Annotated in this window: 16 protein-coding genes; 9 read left to right on the forward strand and 7 right to left on the reverse strand. The window is 64.7% G+C overall.

Features of this window, described 5'->3' with window-relative positions:
• Position 1: 1 nt before the first annotated feature.
• The 5 genes from N2604_RS17790 to N2604_RS17810 form a co-directional block, all read right to left on the reverse strand.
• Positions 2-1012 carry a branched-chain amino acid ABC transporter permease gene (locus tag N2604_RS17790; protein WP_260375912.1) on the reverse strand — a complete coding sequence of 337 codons (1011 nt, stop codon included), beginning with the start codon at positions 1010-1012 and terminating at the stop codon, positions 2-4.
• A 455-nt stretch (positions 1013-1467) separates the two neighbouring features.
• Positions 1468-2295 carry an AraC family transcriptional regulator gene (locus tag N2604_RS17795; RefSeq protein WP_260375913.1) on the reverse strand — a complete coding sequence of 276 codons (828 nt, stop codon included), beginning with the start codon at positions 2293-2295 and terminating at the stop codon, positions 1468-1470.
• Between the two features lie 123 nt (positions 2296-2418).
• Positions 2419-3669, reverse strand: a complete 1251-nt coding sequence (locus N2604_RS17800; protein ID WP_260375914.1) for an ABC transporter substrate-binding protein — start codon at positions 3667-3669, stop codon at positions 2419-2421.
• A 197-nt stretch (positions 3670-3866) separates the two neighbouring features.
• The gene (locus N2604_RS17805; RefSeq protein WP_260375915.1) at positions 3867-4862 is read right to left on the reverse strand and encodes an alpha/beta hydrolase; all 996 of its coding nucleotides are present in this window, start codon (positions 4860-4862) and stop codon (positions 3867-3869) included.
• Positions 4863-4875: 13 nt separating this feature from the next.
• Positions 4876-5811: an MBL fold metallo-hydrolase gene (locus N2604_RS17810; RefSeq protein ID WP_260376241.1), complete on the reverse strand. Its 936-nt coding sequence runs from the start codon at positions 5809-5811 to the stop codon at positions 4876-4878.
• A gap of 227 nt (positions 5812-6038) precedes the next feature.
• Here N2604_RS17810 and N2604_RS17815 point away from each other — a divergent pair, with 227 nt between their 5' ends.
• The 9 genes from N2604_RS17815 (at position 6039) to N2604_RS17855 (ending at position 16802) form a co-directional block, all read left to right on the forward strand.
• A complete protein-coding gene (locus tag N2604_RS17815; RefSeq protein WP_260375916.1) occupies positions 6039-6983 on the forward strand; it encodes a LysR family transcriptional regulator in 945 nt (314 codons plus the stop codon).
• A gap of 310 nt (positions 6984-7293) precedes the next feature.
• Positions 7294-8643, forward strand: a complete 1350-nt coding sequence (locus N2604_RS17820) for a PotD/PotF family extracellular solute-binding protein (RefSeq protein WP_260375917.1) — start codon at positions 7294-7296, stop codon at positions 8641-8643.
• Positions 8644-8714: 71 nt separating this feature from the next.
• Positions 8715-9605, forward strand: a complete 891-nt coding sequence (locus N2604_RS17825; RefSeq protein ID WP_260375918.1) for an ABC transporter permease — start codon at positions 8715-8717, stop codon at positions 9603-9605.
• Positions 9602-10492 (forward strand): ABC transporter permease, encoded by an 891-nt coding sequence (locus tag N2604_RS17830; RefSeq protein WP_260375919.1) that lies wholly within the window; start codon positions 9602-9604, stop codon positions 10490-10492. The genes N2604_RS17825 and N2604_RS17830 overlap by 4 nt, the downstream gene beginning before the upstream one ends.
• Positions 10493-10494: 2 nt before the next feature.
• Positions 10495-11601 carry an ABC transporter ATP-binding protein gene (locus N2604_RS17835; protein ID WP_260375920.1) on the forward strand — a complete coding sequence of 369 codons (1107 nt, stop codon included), beginning with the start codon at positions 10495-10497 and terminating at the stop codon, positions 11599-11601.
• A 20-nt stretch (positions 11602-11621) separates the two neighbouring features.
• Positions 11622-12113 (forward strand): (2Fe-2S)-binding protein, encoded by a 492-nt coding sequence (locus tag N2604_RS17840; RefSeq protein WP_260375921.1) that lies wholly within the window; start codon positions 11622-11624, stop codon positions 12111-12113.
• Between the two features lie 2 nt (positions 12114-12115).
• Positions 12116-14503, forward strand: coding sequence for a xanthine dehydrogenase family protein molybdopterin-binding subunit (locus N2604_RS17845; protein ID WP_260375922.1), 2388 nt, complete (start codon positions 12116-12118; stop codon positions 14501-14503).
• A gap of 11 nt (positions 14504-14514) precedes the next feature.
• Entirely contained in the window at positions 14515-15312 is a 798-nt protein-coding gene (locus N2604_RS17850) for a xanthine dehydrogenase family protein subunit M (protein ID WP_260375923.1), read from the forward strand.
• Positions 15313-15329: 17 nt separating this feature from the next.
• A complete protein-coding gene (locus N2604_RS17855; RefSeq protein ID WP_260375924.1) occupies positions 15330-16802 on the forward strand; it encodes an amidase in 1473 nt (490 codons plus the stop codon).
• A gap of 103 nt (positions 16803-16905) precedes the next feature.
• On the opposite strand, the gene N2604_RS17860 is transcribed toward N2604_RS17855, so the two are convergent.
• Positions 16906-17805, reverse strand: a complete 900-nt coding sequence (locus N2604_RS17860; protein ID WP_025035437.1) for a LysR substrate-binding domain-containing protein — start codon at positions 17803-17805, stop codon at positions 16906-16908.
• Positions 17806-18089: 284 nt separating this feature from the next.
• Positions 18090-18926, reverse strand: a complete 837-nt coding sequence (locus tag N2604_RS17865; RefSeq protein WP_260375925.1) for an ABC transporter substrate-binding protein — start codon at positions 18924-18926, stop codon at positions 18090-18092.
• Positions 18927-18953 lie beyond the last annotated feature (27 nt).

Genomic DNA, 18953 nt, shown 5'->3' on the forward strand with positions numbered 1-18953 from the left:
CTCAGCGCCTCGCCAACAGGCCTTGCGGCCGGATCGCCAGCACCAGCACCATGATCAGGAAGGTCACGACGATGGCGTAGGTCGGGATGTAGACCGAGCCGAGCTGCTCGGCGAGGCCGATGATCAGCGCGCCGAGCGCCGCGCCGGGGATCGAGCCCATGCCGCCCACGATCACGACGACGAGGGACGCCAGCAGGAAACGGATGTCTTCGCCGGGCGACAATGACTGGAAGGTGCCGCCGACGACGCCGGCGATGCCCGCAAGCCCCGCGCCGAAGGCGAACACGGCGACGAAAACGAGCTGGATACGCACGCCGGTCGCGGCAAGAATATCGCGATCGTCGACGCCGGCGCGGACGATCATGCCGATCCGGGTGCGGTTGAGCGCGAGCCACATCGCGACGCCAATGACCACGGAGGCCACGAAGATCACGAGCCTGACGAGCGGATATCTGAGATAGACCGGCTCGCCCGAGGATTTGATCGCCGTGACCAGCGGCAGCTCGATGGGACCGATCAGCCAGTTCGGGGTCTGGATCTGGTAGAAGTCGCCACCGCAGGCCCACAGCATGAGATCGGCAAACACGATCGACAATCCGATCGTCACCATGGTCTGCCGGAGGTCCTGGCCCTCCATCCGGCGGAACACGATGACCTGGAGCAGGACGCCGACGAGAGCGGTCAGGAGAAAGGCGACGATGAAGCCGAGAATCCACGAGCCGGTCGATGAGCTGATGGCGTAGCCGACATAGCCGCCGAACAGATAGAGCGAGCCATGCGCGAGATTGACGTTGCGCATCAGGCCGAAAATCAGCGTGAAGCCGCTGGCGACCAGGAAGTAGAGGCCACCAAGCGTGATGCCGTTGAACACCGCGTTGAGGAAGACGCGCTTGCGGCCGATCGCCTCTTCCAGCCCCGGCGGCCAGACCGCGAAGATCAACCAAAGCACGACCGCAATCGCGATGATCGTAATCAGCGCCCAGGCCGGATGGCGTTCGACGAAGCGGCTCATGCTCTCGCCTCCACTCGGTTGCGGCGGGGCAATCGCGTATCGGAAGCGGAGTCTCCGCGGCCCATCCTTCGAGACGCCCGCTTTGGCGGGCTCCTCAGGATGAGGGCAGAGCATGCGGCAGCGGTTTCAGCGGGCCCAATGCCGATTAGCCTCATCCTGAGGAGACCGCGGAGCGGTCGTCTCGAAGGACGAGACGCTTGCGCAGATCGTTCCGAGCGGTCGTGGTTGATGGTTTTTGCGCGTACGCAGAGCGGTCGCGCTGAAGGCGCGGGTTCACCCCAACCCTCTCCCTGCAAGCGGGGCGAGGGGGCATGCAAGCCGTTGCCGGCTGCTGGCCCTGCCATGGACGAACGTCCTCCCTGGACTCGCGATCCTCTTTCGGGATCGCGTTGCCGGCATCCTAGCCACGCGGCGAGGGCGACGTTTGATCGTGAGTATCTTTTCGTGGCCTGCGCTCAGGCGCGCAAAACCTTGGCGGCGCGACGATAATCGGTCGGGGCCATCCCGACATTGGCGGCGAAGAAACGCGTGAAACCGCTCTGCGAGGAGAAGCCGAGGTCGAATCCGATATCGGCGATCGGCGTCTCGCTCGCCACTAGCGCTTCGAGCGCCTGTTCCATGATCAGCGTGTTGAGATAGAGGTTCGGCGTGACGCCGGTCTGCACGCGGAACAGCCGGTAGAAATGCGGCCGCGACAGGCCGGACTCGCGCGCGATGGTGTCGAGCTCGATTTCAGCGCCGGGGCTCTCCGACATCATCTTGATGCACTTGCGCACGCGAAAGTCGGTGACGGCGCCGCCTGCGCGCGGATCGCGCGCGATCTCGGCCTGCTGCCAGCTTTCGTCGTAGCATATGTCGATCAGCCGCCGCAGCTCGGAATCGAGGCTGGAGAGGGATGGTGCGCCGCACACGAGCGCGGCGGTCCGCCTGATGTGCTTGTCAAGTGCGGGCGTACGCTTGAACTGGGTGCGGCCGAAGCGCAACCGGTCGGAGCTGGAGGCATCCGGTGCAAACCATTCGGCGTTGACGTAGAGCACGAAGAAGATCGCGCCGCCCTCAAGATCGGTTGGCAGGAAGTTGTGCGGTTCCCAGGGATTGACGGCGACGACCGACGTCTCGGTGAGATCGTAATGTCCGTCGGAGACATCGATGCACGCCGGCATGCCGCCGACATGGAAGATCAGATGACCTTCACGATGGGCGTGGATATTGAAAGGGCGGTTCAACTGATAAACCGTCGCCCGGCCGAAGCGGCCGTGGAAGACGGCGAGCGCACGGCTCATGCCTTCCCTCCCGAGTATTCTTGTCTTTTCGGCCAGCCTTCAACAACACCGCCAAGATTGCAAGAGCGGAGAGCGACCGCGTCAGCGAGTCGCTCCCCGGTTGCGTCTGACTGACGTGATGCGTCAGTACTTCTTACATTCCGGCACGGTTCGGCTCGGCAGGCCAATCTTGGAGAATACGGCCGGGTCGTAGCCGAGCGTCTGGTTCACGTTCGGGATCACCTTCACGACCTTGCTGAACAGCGCGCCCTTGCCGTCATCGACGACCTCGGTGACGAAGTTGGTGCCGATCGCCTGGCGGTTGGAGTCGAGCTTGATCTTGCCGTTCGGCGCGTCGAGCTCGATCTTCGCCAGAGCAGCCTTGTATTTCGACTGGTTGTCACTGAGATCACCGTTGACCTGACGCAGTGCGAGGATCAGCGCCATGGTTGAATTATAATAGTTGGTGGCCAGCAGCGAGGGGCTCGGGAAGCGCTTGTTCGGGGGGAAAGCGTCCTGATAGGCCTTCACGAATTTCTGCCAGCCCGGATCCTCCCAGGTGTCGGCCTGTCCGCTCGCCGCGATGGTTCCGATCAGCGCGTTCTTGGCGTTGCCCTTCGACGACAGGATGGTCTGGTCGATCATGATGGAACCGCCCATCAGATGCGCCTTGCCGCCGGCCTGCTGATACTGGTTGAGGAAGTTGACGGCATCGGCGCCGCCGAGTCCGAGATAAATGGCGTCGACGTCGTCGGGCAGGGCGGCGATGACGGAGGCGAAGTCCTTCGTTCCGAGCGGCACCCATTGCCGGTTGGTGACCTGTCCGCCCATGCCGCAGAATTCGAGCACCAGCCCGAACACCTGGGTATAGATGAAGGAATAGTCCTCGCCGACGGTCGCGATCTTGCGATACTTCTTCTCCTCATAGGCGTATTTGCCGAGGCCGACCTGCCACTGCGCGCCGTCCATGTTGTAGCGGAAGAAGTTCGGGGCGGGGTCGACATAGGTCGTTTCCTGCGCACCGGATGCGGCATTGATGAACGTCAGCTCGGGATGGGTCTTGGCAAAATTCTTGACCGCGATGCCTTCGTCGCCGGAGAGCGGCGACAGCAGGATCTGCACCTTGTCCTGCTCGATCAGCTTGCGCACGGCGCGCACGGCCGAATCCGGCGTTGCGTCGGTCGAGGCGACGATGAATTCGAGTTCCTTGTCGCCGACCTTCTTGCCCAGCACGTTGAGCGCGGTCTGATGGCCGCGCATGCCGTCCTCGCCGAGCACCGTGTAGGTGCCCTCGAGCGTTGCGGTCACGCCCACCTTGATCTTTTCCTGGGCGATCGCCGCGCCCGAAAGAAACAGGCTGCTCAACGCGAGCAGTCCGATGCTGCATTTCGACATGTGCTCCTCCCCTGTGTCATCGCTTGTTGCCGCGACAAACCGTGCGTTGCCGGTGGCTCTCGAAGCCCGCGGCTTTGGAGGAAAGCTAGCCGAAGTCGCATGCGCTGCACCCATCGCGGCCTCGTTCGGCTTGACTGGCAGTCTCATTTTTGAATGTTGCGGCGCGAGTGATTTTCGCGGTGCAGCAGGCGCCCGCGCTAGCCGTAATCTTCGGCGAGAAACTGGTTGATCGCGTCGAACGCCTGCAAACGGTTTTTCTCCAGCAGAACCATGTGCGTGCCTTCGCCGATCTCGACCCAGCGCCGGTATGGCGCATGTTTCAGCGAGAGGAAGAAGTCCTGCGCCGAGGCAATGGGCACGTCCTGATCCCATTCCGCGTGGACCAGGAGCACAGGGACGCGAATGTCGCCGGCATCATAGAGCCTCTTGCCGGCGGCCCAGTATTCGCGAATGTCCAGGATCGGACCGTTGACCGCACGCATGATGGCAGGCGTTTGCGAGCTGCCTAACGGGTCGGTCGCGAGCGAGATGTTGGCCCAGCGCTCGAAGCCGCCCGCCGGGATCAAGCTCGATCGTGCCGCTTCCGGCGCAGCCGAAAGCCAGCGCGTCCTGAAGTCCAGCACCGGAACGTTGCGATAGCCGCCGAGGCGCCCGCCTGCATCGATCGGAGCCGGCCCTTGCAGCAACCAGAGCGGCGCGACCAGCGCGAGCTTGACGACCTTGTCGTTGTTGCCTGCAGTGTAAGCACCGGCCACCGAGCCGCCCCAGGACATCGCAACCAGATTGAGGCGCGCGATCTTGCGTTGCTTCAGGATGTGCGCGACGGCGCTGGCGAGGTCACGCACGCCGGCCTCGGTGCGCACGAGCGGCTCGGACTGCTCGGGCGGCGCGTCCATCTCGGGCGGGCGGGTCGATTGGCCATAGCCGCGCACGTCGAGCGCGAAGACGTCGTACCCATGGCCCGCGAGATAATCCATGAACGAGAGGCCGCCGAGCGGCGTGTCGAAAAGGCTTTCCGATGAATAGGTCGCGCCGTGCATCATGAGGATGGTTCGCTCGGCGGAGAAGGTCTTGAGCGCCGCGGGTCGCTTGTTGCGCAAGTGAAGCGAGATTCCGGCCGTATCGCTCGGAATCATGAGATCCTCGACCACGATCTCGGGCCTGTCTGCGCGCGCGCTGGCGTGCTGGTTCATGATCACTCTCCGTTCAGATGAATTGCCAGGTGAAGCGTCCTCCGGTCCGGCTGATGCGGCCGACCGATGACTGTGCAAAATGGGTGGTGAAGATGGCTGCGCCCCGCTCCGCAGCGTCCTCCAGCACGAAGGCGCGCGAGCGCAACGCGGCTTCCGGGAATTCGCAGAAGCAGGAATTGAGCGAAGGCTCGTACACCTGGAGCGGATGGTGCATCACGTCTCCGGCGAAAAGCGCCTCCTCGCCACGAGAGACCAGGCGGATGGAGGCGTGATCGACGCTGTGGCCGGGCGTCGGAACGAACGAGATGCCCTCGATAGCCTCGCTCCCGTCCACCGCGATGAGCCTGGCAAGCCTGGCCTCGATCACCGGCCGGACGCTGTCGTCATAGACGCGGTCGGCCGGCTTGCGCAGCGCGGGGCCGAGGGAGGTCGGAGGGCGGGCCGCTCCGGCCGGCTCTGTGCCTGTCGCGAGGCTCTCGCCATAGGCCTTTTCGATCGCGGAGAAGACGTAGGTCGCATTCGGGAAGGTCGGGACCCAGCGCCCGTCGACGAGGCGGGTGTTCCAGCCGACGTGATCGGCATGCACGTGGGTGAGCAGCACGTAGTCGACCTGTTCCGGCCTGACACCTGCTGCGGCCAGCCGCGCCAGGAACGGCTCGTTGAGCCGGTGAAGCGGTGGAATCTCCGGCCGGTTCTTGTCATTGCCGGTGGCCGTGTCGATTAGGATCGTATGGTACGGCGTCCTGACCAGCCAGCTGTGAATGCTCTGGATGAAGGTGCCGGTCGCAGCATCGAACGAGCCCGCCTCCAGGTGGTCGCGATGGCGCTCCAGCGCCTGCGGCTCGCCTTCCGGATAGAGCGCGTCGAACTTGAATGCGGCAAGCCGCAACTCGTCGATCCGCGTGATGGATGCTTCGCCGACTTGATAGGTCTTGGCCGCTTGAATCATCAAGATGTCCTCCAGGGCCGCGGCTTAGGGGCTGGTTGCCCGGGCCGCGGTGTCCGTGAGGTACGAAGCGCGCCGCGCCTGAGGGAGAGCCGCTGGCTCGATAGGTCCCATCGACGTTGTTGATATCGGAAGGCATACTGGCCCAGCTTTTCACGCCGCCGTTTTGGCCTTAACCCTCGCATCGCGGCTCGTCCGAGTCGCGATGTGCTTGAACGGAGGTGGCTCCGATGCAGGATGCGGAACACGGCCGGGGTCGGCCGGCCGACGACCATGATCTCGCCGAGATCGACCTCGGTCTGTTGCTGGCTCTGGAGGCTCTTCTGCGTGAGCGGAACGTGACGCGCGCGGCCTCCCGGCTCAATGTCGGGCAGCCTGCGCTCTCGGCGCGGCTGAACCGGCTGCGGCAGATCTTTGCCGATCCACTGTTCGTACCCGCGGCGAGCGGGCGTGGCGTGGTGCCGACAACGAGGGCTGTGGAGCTCCAGACCGAGCTTGCGGACGTGCTCGGCAAGCTCCGTCGCATGGTGGAGGGGCCGGCCGTGTTCGACCCCGCCCGCAGCCAGCGCACCTTCGTCGTTGCCATCCACGAGAATCCGGCCGTGACGCTGGCGCCCGGCCTCGTCGCGCGCTTGACCGCGATGGCCGAGCGGGCGCGGCTCGCTCTCGTTCACCCCGCGCGCGATGTCGTGGATCAGCTCGAAAGGGGAGAGATCGACATTCTGGTGACGGGCGCTGATCGCGCACATGGCGAGCTGATGCAGCGGCCGCTGTTCGAGGACGGCTTCCTGTCCGCACAGCGCAAAGGTCATCCCCGCGGCAACGGCCCGCTCGATCTCGACAGCTTTTGCGCGCTCGACCATCTCTTGATCTCCGCCGATGGCGGCGGCTTCTCGGGCCTCGTCGACGACGCGCTGGCCGCGCTCGGCCGCTCCCGGCGCGTCGCCGTCTCGATCCAGACCTATGCGCTCGCGCCAGTGATCCTTGCGCACAGTGATTGCATCTGCACACTGCCGCGGCGCTTCCTGATCCGCTTCGCCCACGAGCTCGATCTCACGCCCCCGCCGCTCGATCTGCCGCCCGCTCGCATCGTCGCGCTGTGGCATCCGCGCAATCAAGAGGACAAGGGCCACGCCTGGCTTCGTGAGTGCTTATACCAAGCGGCTGCTGCTTGATCTCGATTTGCCCTCACGTGCGGACGAGCGGCGCTGCCAGGTTCGTCTTGCCTGTAAATTTCTGACTTTCCGAACTAATGAGTCCGCTAAGCTTGCATTCGTCGCGCCCGGTATACCGCCTGCCGCCTTCCTAAGCTGCGTGCCGAGATGAAATGCAGGGAGTTGATTCATTAGTCGCACTTATGTCGCGAATTTTTACTTCCAATTTTACTTCGCAAAATCCTGCCAATAGCCTCAAGCGCAAGTGATCACATCCGCAGAGATCGCTGAAGGTCGTTGCGGTCGCTCATTGTAACCAACGAGGGTTGCCATGCTTGACAGGGATAAGGGGAATGCCGCTGCCGGCCATGCCGGAACGAAGCCGGGGGAAGCAAAAAAGCTGAGCCGCCGCACGCTGTTGAAAGGCGCCGCAGCAGTTGCCGGCGCAGCTGCAGGCTCCGATGCAATCTGCGGATTCCCGACCATCTGGGCGCAGGAAATCAAGGACATCGAGCTGCGCCACGTCGGCGTCTCCTATTCGGTGGTGAAGGCGATCGGCGACCAGGCCGCCAAGGACCTCGGCTTCAAGGTGACGATGCAGAACCTCGACACCTCCGCGTCCATCAACCGCTTCATAAGCCAGCCTAATACGGTCGACATCGCCGACCTCGAGGGCTGGCAGGCCAAGCTGGCGGCGAAGCGCGGCGTGATCCAGGGCATCGAGGTCAAGAAGATCAAGGAGTTCGACAACATCCTGCCGATCTTCACCAAGGGCGAGATCGACGGCCACAAGATCCCGCGCCAGGGCATCTCGCCCTATGAGGCCATGTACATCGCCAAGCCCGACGCGACCGACCTCAATGACGGCGTCACCGAATGGGCGACCTTCCTGCCACAGGTCTACAACGCCGACTCGATCGGCTATCGCCCCGATCTCGTCGGCCATGAGGTGACCGAATGGAAGGACCTGATCGATCCCAAGTTCAAGGGCAAGGCCGCCATCCTCGACGTGCCCGCCATCGGCATCATGGACGCCGCGCTCTGCTTCGAGAGCGCCGGCCTGATCAAGTACGGCAACAAGGGCAACATGACCAAGGAGGAGATCGACTTCACCTGCAACAAGCTGATCGAGCTGAAGAAGCAGGGCCAGTTCCGCGCGACCTGGACCACCTTCGACCAGTCGGTGCAGCTGATGGCGGCGGGCGAGGTGATCATCCAGTCGATGTGGTCGCCGGCGGTGGCCGCGGTACGCGTCAAGGAAATTCCCTGCGTCTACGCGCCCGTCAACGTCAAGAACGGCAAGGAAGGTTACCGCGGCTGGTGCAACGGAATGGGCTTGATGAAGCATCTCTCGGGCAAGAAGCTCGATGCCGCCTATGAATATCTCAACTGGTACCTCTCGGGCTGGCAGGGCGGCTTCGTCGCACGCTACGGCTATTACAGCCCGGTGCCCTCGACCGCGAAGAAATTCCTCACCCCGGCGGAATGGGCGTTCTGGTACGAGGGCCAGCCCGCGCCCGAGGTGGTCAACGACCCCTATGGCGTTGCGATGGAGAAGGCCGGCACCAAGCGCGACGGCGGCTCGTTCCTCGACCGTGTCAAGAACATCTCTTGCTGGAACACGCTGATGGACGAGGCCGCCTACATGAACAAACGCTGGAACGACTTCAAGGTGGCCTGAAACCTGCTTTCCCTGAGGAAAGGCGCCGGCGCGGCGACGCGCCGGCGGACGAGATCGAGGCGTTCGCTGACATGCAGCCAAGTCAAGCTCAAAGTCCAGCTCCATCGCGATCCAATCTGGCGGGCTGGCTCTACGTCTCACCGCTGGTCCTGGTGCTGGTGCCGTTCTTCGCGGCGCCGATCCTGGTGGTGCTGGCGGCGAGCTTCTTCGCCACCGACGGCTTTGGCGGACTGACGCCGGGCTTCACGCTGGCGAGCTACGTCGAGGTGCTGCACTCGGCGCTGACGCTGAAGCTGTATCTGGCGACGATCAAGTTCACGGTGCTGACATGGATCTTCACCCTGATCATCGGCTTCTTCGTTGCCTATTTCCTGGTCTTCCACGTCCGCAACCAGTTGCTGGCGATCGGCCTGTTCCTGCTCTGCACGGTGCCGTTCTGGACCTCGAACATCATCCGGATGATTTCGTGGATCCCGCTGCTCGGCAAGGAAGGCCTGATCAATCAGGCGCTGCTCGCGCTCGGCGTGATCCGGCAGCCGCTGGAGGTCCTGCTGTTCTCCGATCTTGCGGTGGTCATCGCCTATGTCCATCAGCTCACGATCTTCATGATCGTGCCGATCTTCAATTCCATGGCGCGGATCGACAAGAAGCTGATCGAGGCCGCAATCGATGCCGGCGCCAGCCGTTTCGACATCATGCGCCTGATCGTGGTGCCGATGTCCAAGAGCGGCATCGCGCTCGGCACCATCTTCGTGGTCTCGATCGTCATGGGCGATTTCTTCGTGGTCAAGGTGATGTCCGGCGGCGGTTCGGCCTCGGTGGTCAGCGCCTTCTACGAGGACGTCGGCGTGCTGCAATATCCGACCGCCGCGGCGAGCGCCGTGCTGCTGACGCTGGTGCTGGTCGCGATCGTCTCGCTGATCCTGCGCACGGTTGATGTCAGGCAGGAGATCACGCGATGAGCGCGGTTCTCGCCGACATGCCGGAGACGATTGCGCCTGCAACCAAAAAGGCGATCGCGCCGAGCCGGGGTGAGCGGCCCTGGACGTTCTATGTGCTGGCGGCGCTGTTCGTGGCTTACGTGCTCGCGCTCTACGGCCCGATGTTCTGCATCTACATCCTGTCGTTCCAGGACATCCGCGGCGGCCTCGTCTTCCCGATGAAGGGCCATTCGCTGCACTGGTTCGTCGATCTCTTCACCCAGGTGCGCACCGGCGACGTCAAGGGCTCGTTCGACCGCTCCATCAAGCTCGCCGTGATCGTCACCATCATCACGGTGGTGGTGTCGTTCCTTGCCGGGCTCGGCTTCCGCAAGCGCTTTCGCGGCGACACGTTCGTCTTCTACATGATGATCGGCAGCCTCGTCGCGCCCGGCCTCGTGCTCGGCCTCGGCACCGGCCTGTTGTTCCAGGCGCTCGGGCTGAATGCCAGCTGGTACACCTCGGCGCTCGGCGCGCAGCTGTCCTGGACGCTGCCGTTCGGCGTGCTCGTGATGTTCGCGGTGATGTCGCGCTTCAACCATGCGTGGGAGGAGGCGGCCTACGATCTCGGCGCCAGCCGCTGGCAATCGATTTGGCTGGTGATGATCCCGGTCCTGGCCCCCGGCCTCGTCGCCGTCGCGCTGTTCGGCTTCACGCTGTCCTATGACGAGTTCGCTCGCAGCCTCCAGACCGCGGGCTCGCTGAACACCCTGCCGCTGGAAATCTGGAGCATGACGCTGAACGTGACATCGCCGTCGCTTTATGCGCTGGGTACGGTGACCACCATCGTCTCCTTCGTCGTGATCGGTGCCAGCCTCGGCACCATCGTGCTGATCCAGAAGAAGCGCGGCAGCCGGGCAAAGGGATAGGAATGAAGAACGATCGTGGCGATATCGAGCTGGCAGGCGTCTGCAAGAGCTTTGACGGCGTCACCAACGTCGTTGACGGCGTCAACCTGAAGATCGCAGACGGCGCCTATTGCTGCTTCATTGGCCCCTCCGGCTGCGGCAAGACCACGATCCTGCGCATGATCGCCGGCCATGAGGACCCGACTGCGGGCGAGATCGTGATCGGTGGCCAGAACGTCGTCGGCCTCGCGCCGGTGCAGCGCCGCACCGCGATGATGTTCCAGTCCTACGCATTGTTTCCACATCTGACGGTGCGAGAGAACATCGCCTTTGCGCTGCGCGTGCGCGGCCAGTCCAAGGCCGATCGTTTGCGCGCGGCGGATGCCATGATCGAGAAGGTCCGGCTGACGAGCTTCGCCGACCGCCTGCCGGCCCAGCTTTCCGGCGGCCAGCAGCAGCGCGTGGCGCTGGCGCGCGCGGCGATCACCGAGCCGCGCGTGCTCTTGCTCGACGAGCCGCTGTCGGCGCTCGACGAGCAGCTCCGCGTCCAGATGCGCCAGGAGCTCCGGCGGATGCAGCAGGAGCTCGGCATCACCTTCATCCATGTCACCCACACCCAGCTCGAGGCGATCGCGCTTGCGGATCTCGTCGTGGTGATGGAGCAGGGCAGGATCAAGCAGGCCGGACCGGCGCGCGAGGTCTATGCCCATCCGCGCGACCGCTATGTCGCCGAGTTCATGGGAGGCCAGAACGTGCTGTCGGGCAGGGTGGAGAAGGTGAACGGCGCGAGCTTCACGCTCGCGCAGGCCGCGCCTGATGGCATCGAGGTGCCGCTTCAGGCCCGCCCGACCGTCAGCGTCGGCGATAAGGTCGATATCGCCGTGCGACGCGACGACGTCGCGCTGGTGAGGCCCGGCAAGGAGCTGCCGCCGGGCTGCACCACGTCGCTGCCGAGCCGCGTGCTCGCGATCGAATACCAGGGCTATTTCGTCAAGGTCATGCTCGACACCGTGCCGGACGACGAGTTCGTCGCCTATGTGCCCGAGAAAACCTTCTTCGCAGATCCCTTCACCGTCGGCGACGTCGTGATGGCCACATGGGCCACCGGCAGTGCGCTTCCACTCGCCTAAGTCCCGCCGCGCACAGGAGCATGACCGTGCAGATATCCTTCACACTCAACGGACGGCCAACCGCTGTCGAGGTCGAGCCGGCAACCCTCGTCGCCGAGCTTCTGCGCGAGCAGCTTCATCTCACCGGCACGCATATCGGCTGCGACACCAGCCAGTGCGGTGCCTGCGTCGTGCATCTGGACGGCCTGCCGGTGAAGAGCTGCACCCTGCTCGCGCCCGTGCTCGACGGTGCGACATTGCTCACGATCGAGGGCCTGACGGGCGCACCCGGCTCGAACCAGATGCATCCGATGCAGGAGGCCTTCCGCGAGCATCACGGGCTGCAGTGCGGCTTCTGCACACCGGGCATGCTGATGACCGCCGTCGCGCTTGCGACCGAGAAGCCGGACCTGACGGAGGCCGACGTTCGCCACGGCCTCGAAGGCAACATCTGCCGCTGCACCGGCTACCAGAACATCGTCGTCTCGGTCATGGCCGGCGCCGCCGCCATGAACGCCGCCAAGGGAGAGTGACCATGGGCAATGTGATCGGTATCGGCGCCGCACCGAAGCGGAAAGAGGACCAGCGCTTCCTCACCGGCCGCGGCAATTACGTCTCCGACATCAAGCGCCCCGGCATGGCCGCCGGCGTGTTCGTGCGCTCGCCGCACGGCCATGCGGTGCTGCGCGGCATCGACAAGAGCGCCGCGCTGGCTTCGCCCGGCGTCATTGCGGTCCTGACCGGGGACGACGTCGCCGATGATGGGCTGGGGTCGCTGCCCTGCGGCTGGGGCATCACGGACGCAAAGGGCGTGCCGATGAAGGAGCCGCCGTTCCCGATGCTGGCGCAGGACAAGGTGCGTTTCGTCGGCGACATGGTGGCTTTCGTCATCGCAGAAACGCCGGAGCAGGCCAACGCGGCGGCTGACCTGCTGAAGGTCGACTATAAGGTGCTGCCCTCCGTGGTCGGCGTGCTCGAAGCCGTCAGGCCCGACGCGCCGCAATTGTTCGACGACGTGCCGAACAACATTTGCTGCGACTGGGAGCTCGGCGACAAGGCCGCGGTCGAATCCGCGTTCAAGAAGGCGGCGCATGTCGCAAGACTCAGCCTCGTCAACAACCGCCTGATCGGCAACCCCATGGAGCCGCGCGCGGCCGTCGCCGAATACGAGCCGGGCACGGATCGCTACACGCTGTGGACCACCAGCCAGTTCCCGCACGTCGTGCGCTTCCTGATGGGCGCGCTGGTGCTGAACATTCCTCAACACAAGCTGCGCGTGGTGGCGCCCGATGTCGGCGGTGGCTTCGGAGTCAAGCAGTTCCATTACGGCGAAGAGGCCGTGATCACCTGGGCCGCCAAGCGCGTGCGGCGGCCGGTGAAATGGGTGGCGAGCCGGTCGGAAGGCTATGTCTCCGATCGCCACGGCCGCGATCATGTCACCGAGGCCGAGCTCGCGCTCGACGAGACCGGAAAATTCCTCGCCTTCCGCGTCAACACGCTGGCCAATATGGGCGGCTATCTCTCGACCTTCGGGCCGAATATCCCGACCAATCTCTATGGGCCGCTGCTCGGCGGCGTCTACACCACGCCGGCGATCTACTGCAACGTGAAGGTGGTCTTCACCAACACCGTTCCGGTCGATGCCTATCGTGGCGCCGGCCGGCCCGAGGCGACCTTCGTGCTGGAGCGGATCGTCGATGTCGCCGCCAGCGAGATGGGCATCGACCGCGTCGAGATCCGCCGCCGCAACATGATCCCGAAGGAAGCCTATCCGTATCAGACGCCGGTGCTGGTGCAGTACGATTCCGGCGATCCCATGGGCTGTCTCGACGGCGCGCTGGTCGCGGCCGACGTCAAGCATTTTGGCGTGCGCAAGGCGGCGTCCGCCAGCAAGGGCAAGTTCCGCGGGCTCGGCTACTCCACCTATGTCGAAGCCTGCGGCCTTGCGCCGTCGCGCTTCGCCGGGCGGTTGGGGGCGCGCGGCGGCCTCTATGAAAGCGCCACGGTGCGGGTACATCCGACCGGCCAGGTGACGGTCATGATCGGCACCCACAATCACGGCCAGGGCCACGAGACCACCTTCGCGCAGATCGTCTCGGACAAGCTCGGCGTCGCGTTCGAGAATGTCGACATCGTGTTCGGCGATACCGATCGCGTCCAGTTCGGCATGGGCACCTATGGCTCGCGCTCGCTGGTCGTCGGCGGCGCCGCGCTGTCGAAGGCGACGGACAAGGTGATCGTCAAGGGCAAGAAGATCGCGGCGCATCTGCTCGAAGTGTCTGAAGCCGACATCCAGTTCGAGGCCGGCAAGTTTTCCGTTGCCGGCACGGACCGCATCAAGACGTTCGAGGAGATCGCGGGCGCAGCTTACGTGCCGCACAATTACCCGCTCGAGGTGCTGGAGCCGGGGCTCGAGGAGCAGGCCTACTACGACCCCGTCAACTTCACCTATCCAGGCGGTTGCCACATCGCCGAGGTCGAGGTCGATCCCGAGACGGGCACGGTAACGCTGGTGAACTATACGGCGGTGGACGACGTCGGCACGGTCATCAATCCGATGATCGTCGAGGGGCAATTGCACGGCGGCATCGTGCAGGGCGTCGGCCAGGCCCTGTTTGAGAATGCGGTCTATGACGAGGGTTCCGGCCAATTGCTGTCGGGCTCGCTGATGGATTACTGCATGCCGCGCGCCGATCACCTGCCGATGATGAAGGTCGCGACCCACTCGACGCTCTGCACGCACACGCCGATGGGCGTGAAGGGCTGCGGCGAGGTCGGCACCATCGGCTCGCCGGCCGCCGTCATCAATGCGGTGGTCGATGCGCTGTCGCATCTCGGCGTCACCCATGTCGACATGCCGGCGACCCCGAACCGGATCTGGCGCCTGCTGCAGAACGCGTCGCTGCCGGTCGCCGCGGAATAGGGAGGACAACAATGAAGCCTTTTGCCTATCACCTGCCGGACCAGATTCCGGATGCGGCCAAGCTCCTGACCTCGATCGAGGACAGCAAGCTGGTCGCCGGCGGCATGACGCTGATCCCGACGCTGAAGCAACGGCTGGCCAGTCCGGCCGCGCTGGTCGATCTGTCGAAGCTCGGAAACCTCAAGGGCATCACCGACGACGGCGCCGCCATCACCATCGGCGCGATGACGCCGCACGCGGTGGTGGCTGCCTCCAAGCTGGTGCAGGCCAGGATCCCCGGTCTGGCGGCGCTGGCCTCGATGATCGGCGATCCCGCCGTGCGCAGTCGCGGCACCATCGGCGGCTCCGTTGCGAACAACGATCCGGCCGCGGATTATCCCGCCGGCGTGCTTGGTCTCGGCGCCACCATCATCACCAGCAAGCGCCAAATCGCGGCCGACAAGTTCTTCCTCGGCCTGTTCGAAACCGCGCTTGAGCCTGGCGAGATCATCACGGCGATCCGCTTTCCCGTGCCGCTGAGGGCGGGCTATGCCAAGTTCAAGGCTCCGGCCTCGCGCTATGCGTTGGTCGGTGTGTTCGTCGCGCAGTTCGCCGATGGCGTTCGCGTCGCGGTCACCGGCGCCGGGCCCGGCGTGTTCCGCGTGCCGCCGATGGAGGCGGCGCTGTCGGGCCATTTCGATCCGTCTGCGATCGCGGCGATCAAGATCGACACCGACGGTCTCACCTCCGACATCCATGCCGAAGCCGATTACCGTGCGCATCTCGTCACGGTGATGACCAAACGCGCCGTCGAAGCGGCGCTCAGCTAGCTGTCTTAGGGTTCATGATGACTGATGGTTCCGGCCGAACGGCCTTCCCGCCGGCGCCGACTGGCCTTGGCGCGCTCTCTGCAACCGAGATCGTGGCCGGTTATCGGCGCAAGGCATTCACGCCGCGCGATGTCGTCGACGACACCATCGCCGCGCTGGAGGTGACGAACGAAGCCTGCAACGCAATCGTGACCCCGATGTACGAGCAGGCGAGGGCGGAGGCTGATCGTCTCACCAAGGAGATGCGCGCCGGCGAAGTCATGGGGCCGCTGGCCGGCGTGCCCGTCACGATCAAGGATCTCGTCTACGTCGCGGGCGTGCCGGCCTATGCCGGCTCGCCCATGAATACGGCATTCGTGCCCGAGGTCGATGCCGCCGTGGTTTCCGCGTTGAAAGCGTCCGGTGCCATCATCACCTGCAAGACCACGACCTGCGAGTCCGGCTACAAGCTCACGGCCGACAGCCCGGTCACCGGCACCACGCGGAATCCCTGGAATCCCGGTCGCACCAGCGGCGGATCGAGCGGCGGCGCGGCGGCAGGCGTTGCCGCCGGTTGCGGCCCGATCGCGATCGGCACCGACGGCGTCGGCTCGATCCGCGTGCCGTCCTCGTTCTGCGGCGTGTTCGGGCTGAAGCCGACCTTCGGGCTCGTGCCGCGCTCGCCCGGCTTCTCGCCGCCGTCCTGGGCCTCGCTCGCGCATACCGGGCCGATCACACGTACCGTGGCGGACGCTGCGCTCACCCTGGAGATCATCGCCGGCTACGATATGCGCGATGCCGCAAGCCTTCCCGTGCCGTCCCGCCGCTTCGATACCGACGCCGCAGCGCTGAACGGCATTCGCATCGCCGCCAGCGTCGATCTCGGTTATGCCGCCGTCAGTCCTGACGTGACGGCCGCATTCGGCAAGTCGCTCGCCATTCTCGACTCCTGCGGCGCGCAGGTCACCATGGACGGCCCCACGCTCGATCCCGGCATTCTGGAGCATACGCTGAAGCCGATCGCCTTCACCGAGCAGGCGGCGGCCGTTGCGGGCAAGACCACGGCCGATCTCGCCGGCTCCGAGGCCGCCTATCGCGATGTCGTCGGCGTCGGCCGGCGCTACAGCGGCACGGACTACGTCGAAGCAGGCTATCGCCGCGGGCAGGCGCGCAACGCCTTCGTCAAACTGTTCGAGCGCGTCGATGCCCTGGTGACGCCGACCGTCGCGGTGACCGCGTTCGAGGCCGGCCAGATCGGCGTCGGCAAGATCGACGGCCGCGAGGTCGACCCGCATCTCGGCTGGTCGCCCTTCACCTGGCCGATCAATCTCGCCGGGCTTCCGGCGGCGACGCTACCGTGCGGCTTCGACCGCGACGGAATGCCGATCGGGCTTCAGATCGTCGCGCCCTGGCTCGATGAGCCCACCATCTTCCGTATCGCCGCCGCCTTCGAAGCGGCACAACCCTGGGCAAAGTTCTGGCCGCAGCTGGCGCTGCGCCGGAAGGCGTGAGCTAAAAAGCGATGCGATTGGGATGAAATCGTCATCGCGTTTTAGCTTATTGTTCGAGCATGATCTTTTCGGAAAACCGCTACGCACTTTTCCGGATCATGCTCTAGGACAGCTCGATCGGCGCGCCGCGGCCGCTCAGCTCTTCATCGAGCCGCAGATAATGCGCAAGATAATCGTGCAGCGCGGTCGCTGCTTTCGAGGTCGCGCCGCTCGACTTGTAGAGCAAGAGCTCGATCTTTGGCAGCGGGGGCAGGCCTTCGTTCGGCCCGATCTCGCGCATCGCCGGCACCAGCGCGCTGCGGCCGAGCACGGTGACGGCCATGCCGGCGAAGGCCGCAGCCTGAAGGCCGCCGACGCTTTCGCTGACGCAGGCGATGCGCCAGCGCAAATTCGCCCGCTCCAGCGTGTCGATGGCGTAGTCGCGATAGATGTTGCCGGGTGGCAGGAGCGCCAGCGGAATCGGACGCTCCTGATGCGCGGCGGACTGCTCGCCGGTCATCCACACCAATTGCTCGCGCCGCACCACCTGGCCGCCGGTGAAATCATTCATGCGGGTGACGAGCGCGATGTCGACATCGCCGCGCTTGACGAGGCCGACCAGCGGCGTCGATAGCGCGCAATTGAGCTCGACCTGCACGCGCGGAAAGGATTTTCGGAACACGCTGAGGATCGACGGCAGCATGAACGCCGCATAGAGGTCGGGCGTGCCGAGCACGACCTGGCCCTCGATCTCCTGCGAAGCCAGTTGCGAGATCAGCTCGTCATGCAACCGCAGGATGGACTTGGCGTAGGTGAGAACGGTGGTGCCGTCGTCGGTCAGCGTCAGCCTGCGACCGCCATGCTCGAACAATTGCTTGCCGGTCAGCTCCTCCAATCGCTGCAATTGCAGCGTGATCGCCGGCTGGGTACGGCCCAGCCGGCGCGCGGTCTCGGTGATGCTGCCGGTCTCGACCACCGAGATCAGCGACCGGAGCATGCGGATGTCGAGGCTGATGAGGTTCATGCGGTGTCCATGTCGCCCAGAATTTATGCAAGTTCTGTGCTACTGGCCGCCGAGCGGCGGTGCCCGGCGCTGCGGTCTGAACGCGCATCCCGGTTGGAGTGCACACGTGTGCACTTGGTCCCGCTCTAGTCCCTTGTTAAGATATGAGAATGCCTTGGAATATCAGTGCTATCGCTTCTCCATAGCGCCCAAGACGGCGCGCGGGTTTGACCTTATCAATCAGTTGATCAGACGGTTGCGTGTGCGTGGTGCGTGGGCCGGGAGATCAAGGCTGTGCTTGCCTGTCAATTCGTCGGCCCATCCCCACGGATCGCAAACGTGGTCGCCTTCAGCTTGGTCATGCCGAACTTGTCGAACAGCTTGTCATAGGTGCCATCAGTGCGGATCGCCGTCAGTGCCTCGGCAACGGCCTGGGCCAGCAGCTTGTCACGAAAGGCGAAGGTGATGTCCGTGCCCGCGATGTCGCGGACCCAGATCTTGGCGATGCCCTTTTGCTCCAGTGAATTCGCGGTCTCGTTGATGTTGAGCGCGGCCTCGAGCTGCCCGGCGCGCAGCGCCGCGGAGGTGGCGGTGACGGTGGTGAAGGTGCGCAGCTCGACCGGCTTGAGGCCCTTGGCTTCCATCGCCGTGCTGAACTCGCGCGCCTTGCGCTCGGTGTAGGTCGCCGATTCCACACCGACCACGCGGCCGGCGAGGTCCTCGAACTTCTCCAGCTTCAGGCTGGAGGAGGGATCGGTGTAGATGCTGATCGCCTGCTGGGCATAAGGCACGAGGTAAAGCATCTTCGAGCGCTCCTCGGTCCAGAACAGGCCGGTGTTGATCGCATCGAACCGGCCAGAGCGCAGCGCCGGGATCATCGGCGGGAAGTCCATACGCAGGAACACCGGCTCGACGCAGATGCGCTTGGCGATCTCGCGGGCGAGCTCGACGTTGAGGCCCTGAAGCTCGCCCTTGTCGTCGACGAATTGCTGAGGCGGCAGCGTCGGGTTGATCGACATCTGCCATTTCGGCGCCTCGATCAGGCTCGAGGCCGGCACTTTTGGCGTGCAGGTCTGGGCACCGGCGGCCTGCGTCAGGCCGGTCAGAAGGATGAGGGCGGAGAAGGTTTTTGCAAATCGCATCTGAATACTCCGATCAAATCGTGGGTG

The sequence above is a fragment of the Bradyrhizobium sp. CB1015 genome (assembly GCF_025200925.1).
Classification (GTDB): Bacteria; Pseudomonadota; Alphaproteobacteria; order Rhizobiales; family Xanthobacteraceae; genus Bradyrhizobium.

What these genes read in the sequence shown, in the direction of transcription:
- N2604_RS17790 (WP_260375912.1), bottom strand. Translation starts at nt 1,012, where the DNA reads ATGAGCCGCTTCGTCGAACGCCATCCGGCCTGGGCGCTGATTACGATC.
- N2604_RS17795 (WP_260375913.1), bottom strand. Translation starts at nt 2,295, where the DNA reads ATGAGCCGTGCGCTCGCCGTCTTCCACGGCCGCTTCGGCCGGGCGACG.
- N2604_RS17835 (WP_260375920.1), top strand. Translation starts at nt 10,495, where the DNA reads ATGAAGAACGATCGTGGCGATATCGAGCTGGCAGGCGTCTGCAAGAGC.
- N2604_RS17850 (WP_260375923.1), top strand. Translation starts at nt 14,515, where the DNA reads ATGAAGCCTTTTGCCTATCACCTGCCGGACCAGATTCCGGATGCGGCC.
- N2604_RS17855 (WP_260375924.1), top strand. Translation starts at nt 15,330, where the DNA reads ATGACTGATGGTTCCGGCCGAACGGCCTTCCCGCCGGCGCCGACTGGC.
- N2604_RS17810 (WP_260376241.1), bottom strand. Translation starts at nt 5,811, where the DNA reads ATGATTCAAGCGGCCAAGACCTATCAAGTCGGCGAAGCATCCATCACG.
- N2604_RS17845 (WP_260375922.1), top strand. Translation starts at nt 12,116, where the DNA reads ATGGGCAATGTGATCGGTATCGGCGCCGCACCGAAGCGGAAAGAGGAC.
- N2604_RS17865 (WP_260375925.1), bottom strand. Translation starts at nt 18,926, where the DNA reads ATGCGATTTGCAAAAACCTTCTCCGCCCTCATCCTTCTGACCGGCCTG.
- N2604_RS17800 (WP_260375914.1), bottom strand. Translation starts at nt 3,669, where the DNA reads ATGTCGAAATGCAGCATCGGACTGCTCGCGTTGAGCAGCCTGTTTCTT.
- N2604_RS17830 (WP_260375919.1), top strand. Translation starts at nt 9,602, where the DNA reads ATGAGCGCGGTTCTCGCCGACATGCCGGAGACGATTGCGCCTGCAACC.
- N2604_RS17820 (WP_260375917.1), top strand. Translation starts at nt 7,294, where the DNA reads ATGCTTGACAGGGATAAGGGGAATGCCGCTGCCGGCCATGCCGGAACG.
- N2604_RS17805 (WP_260375915.1), bottom strand. Translation starts at nt 4,862, where the DNA reads ATGAACCAGCACGCCAGCGCGCGCGCAGACAGGCCCGAGATCGTGGTC.
- N2604_RS17840 (WP_260375921.1), top strand. Translation starts at nt 11,622, where the DNA reads ATGACCGTGCAGATATCCTTCACACTCAACGGACGGCCAACCGCTGTC.
- N2604_RS17815 (WP_260375916.1), top strand. Translation starts at nt 6,039, where the DNA reads ATGCAGGATGCGGAACACGGCCGGGGTCGGCCGGCCGACGACCATGAT.
- N2604_RS17860 (WP_025035437.1), bottom strand. Translation starts at nt 17,805, where the DNA reads ATGAACCTCATCAGCCTCGACATCCGCATGCTCCGGTCGCTGATCTCG.
- N2604_RS17825 (WP_260375918.1), top strand. Translation starts at nt 8,715, where the DNA reads ATGCAGCCAAGTCAAGCTCAAAGTCCAGCTCCATCGCGATCCAATCTG.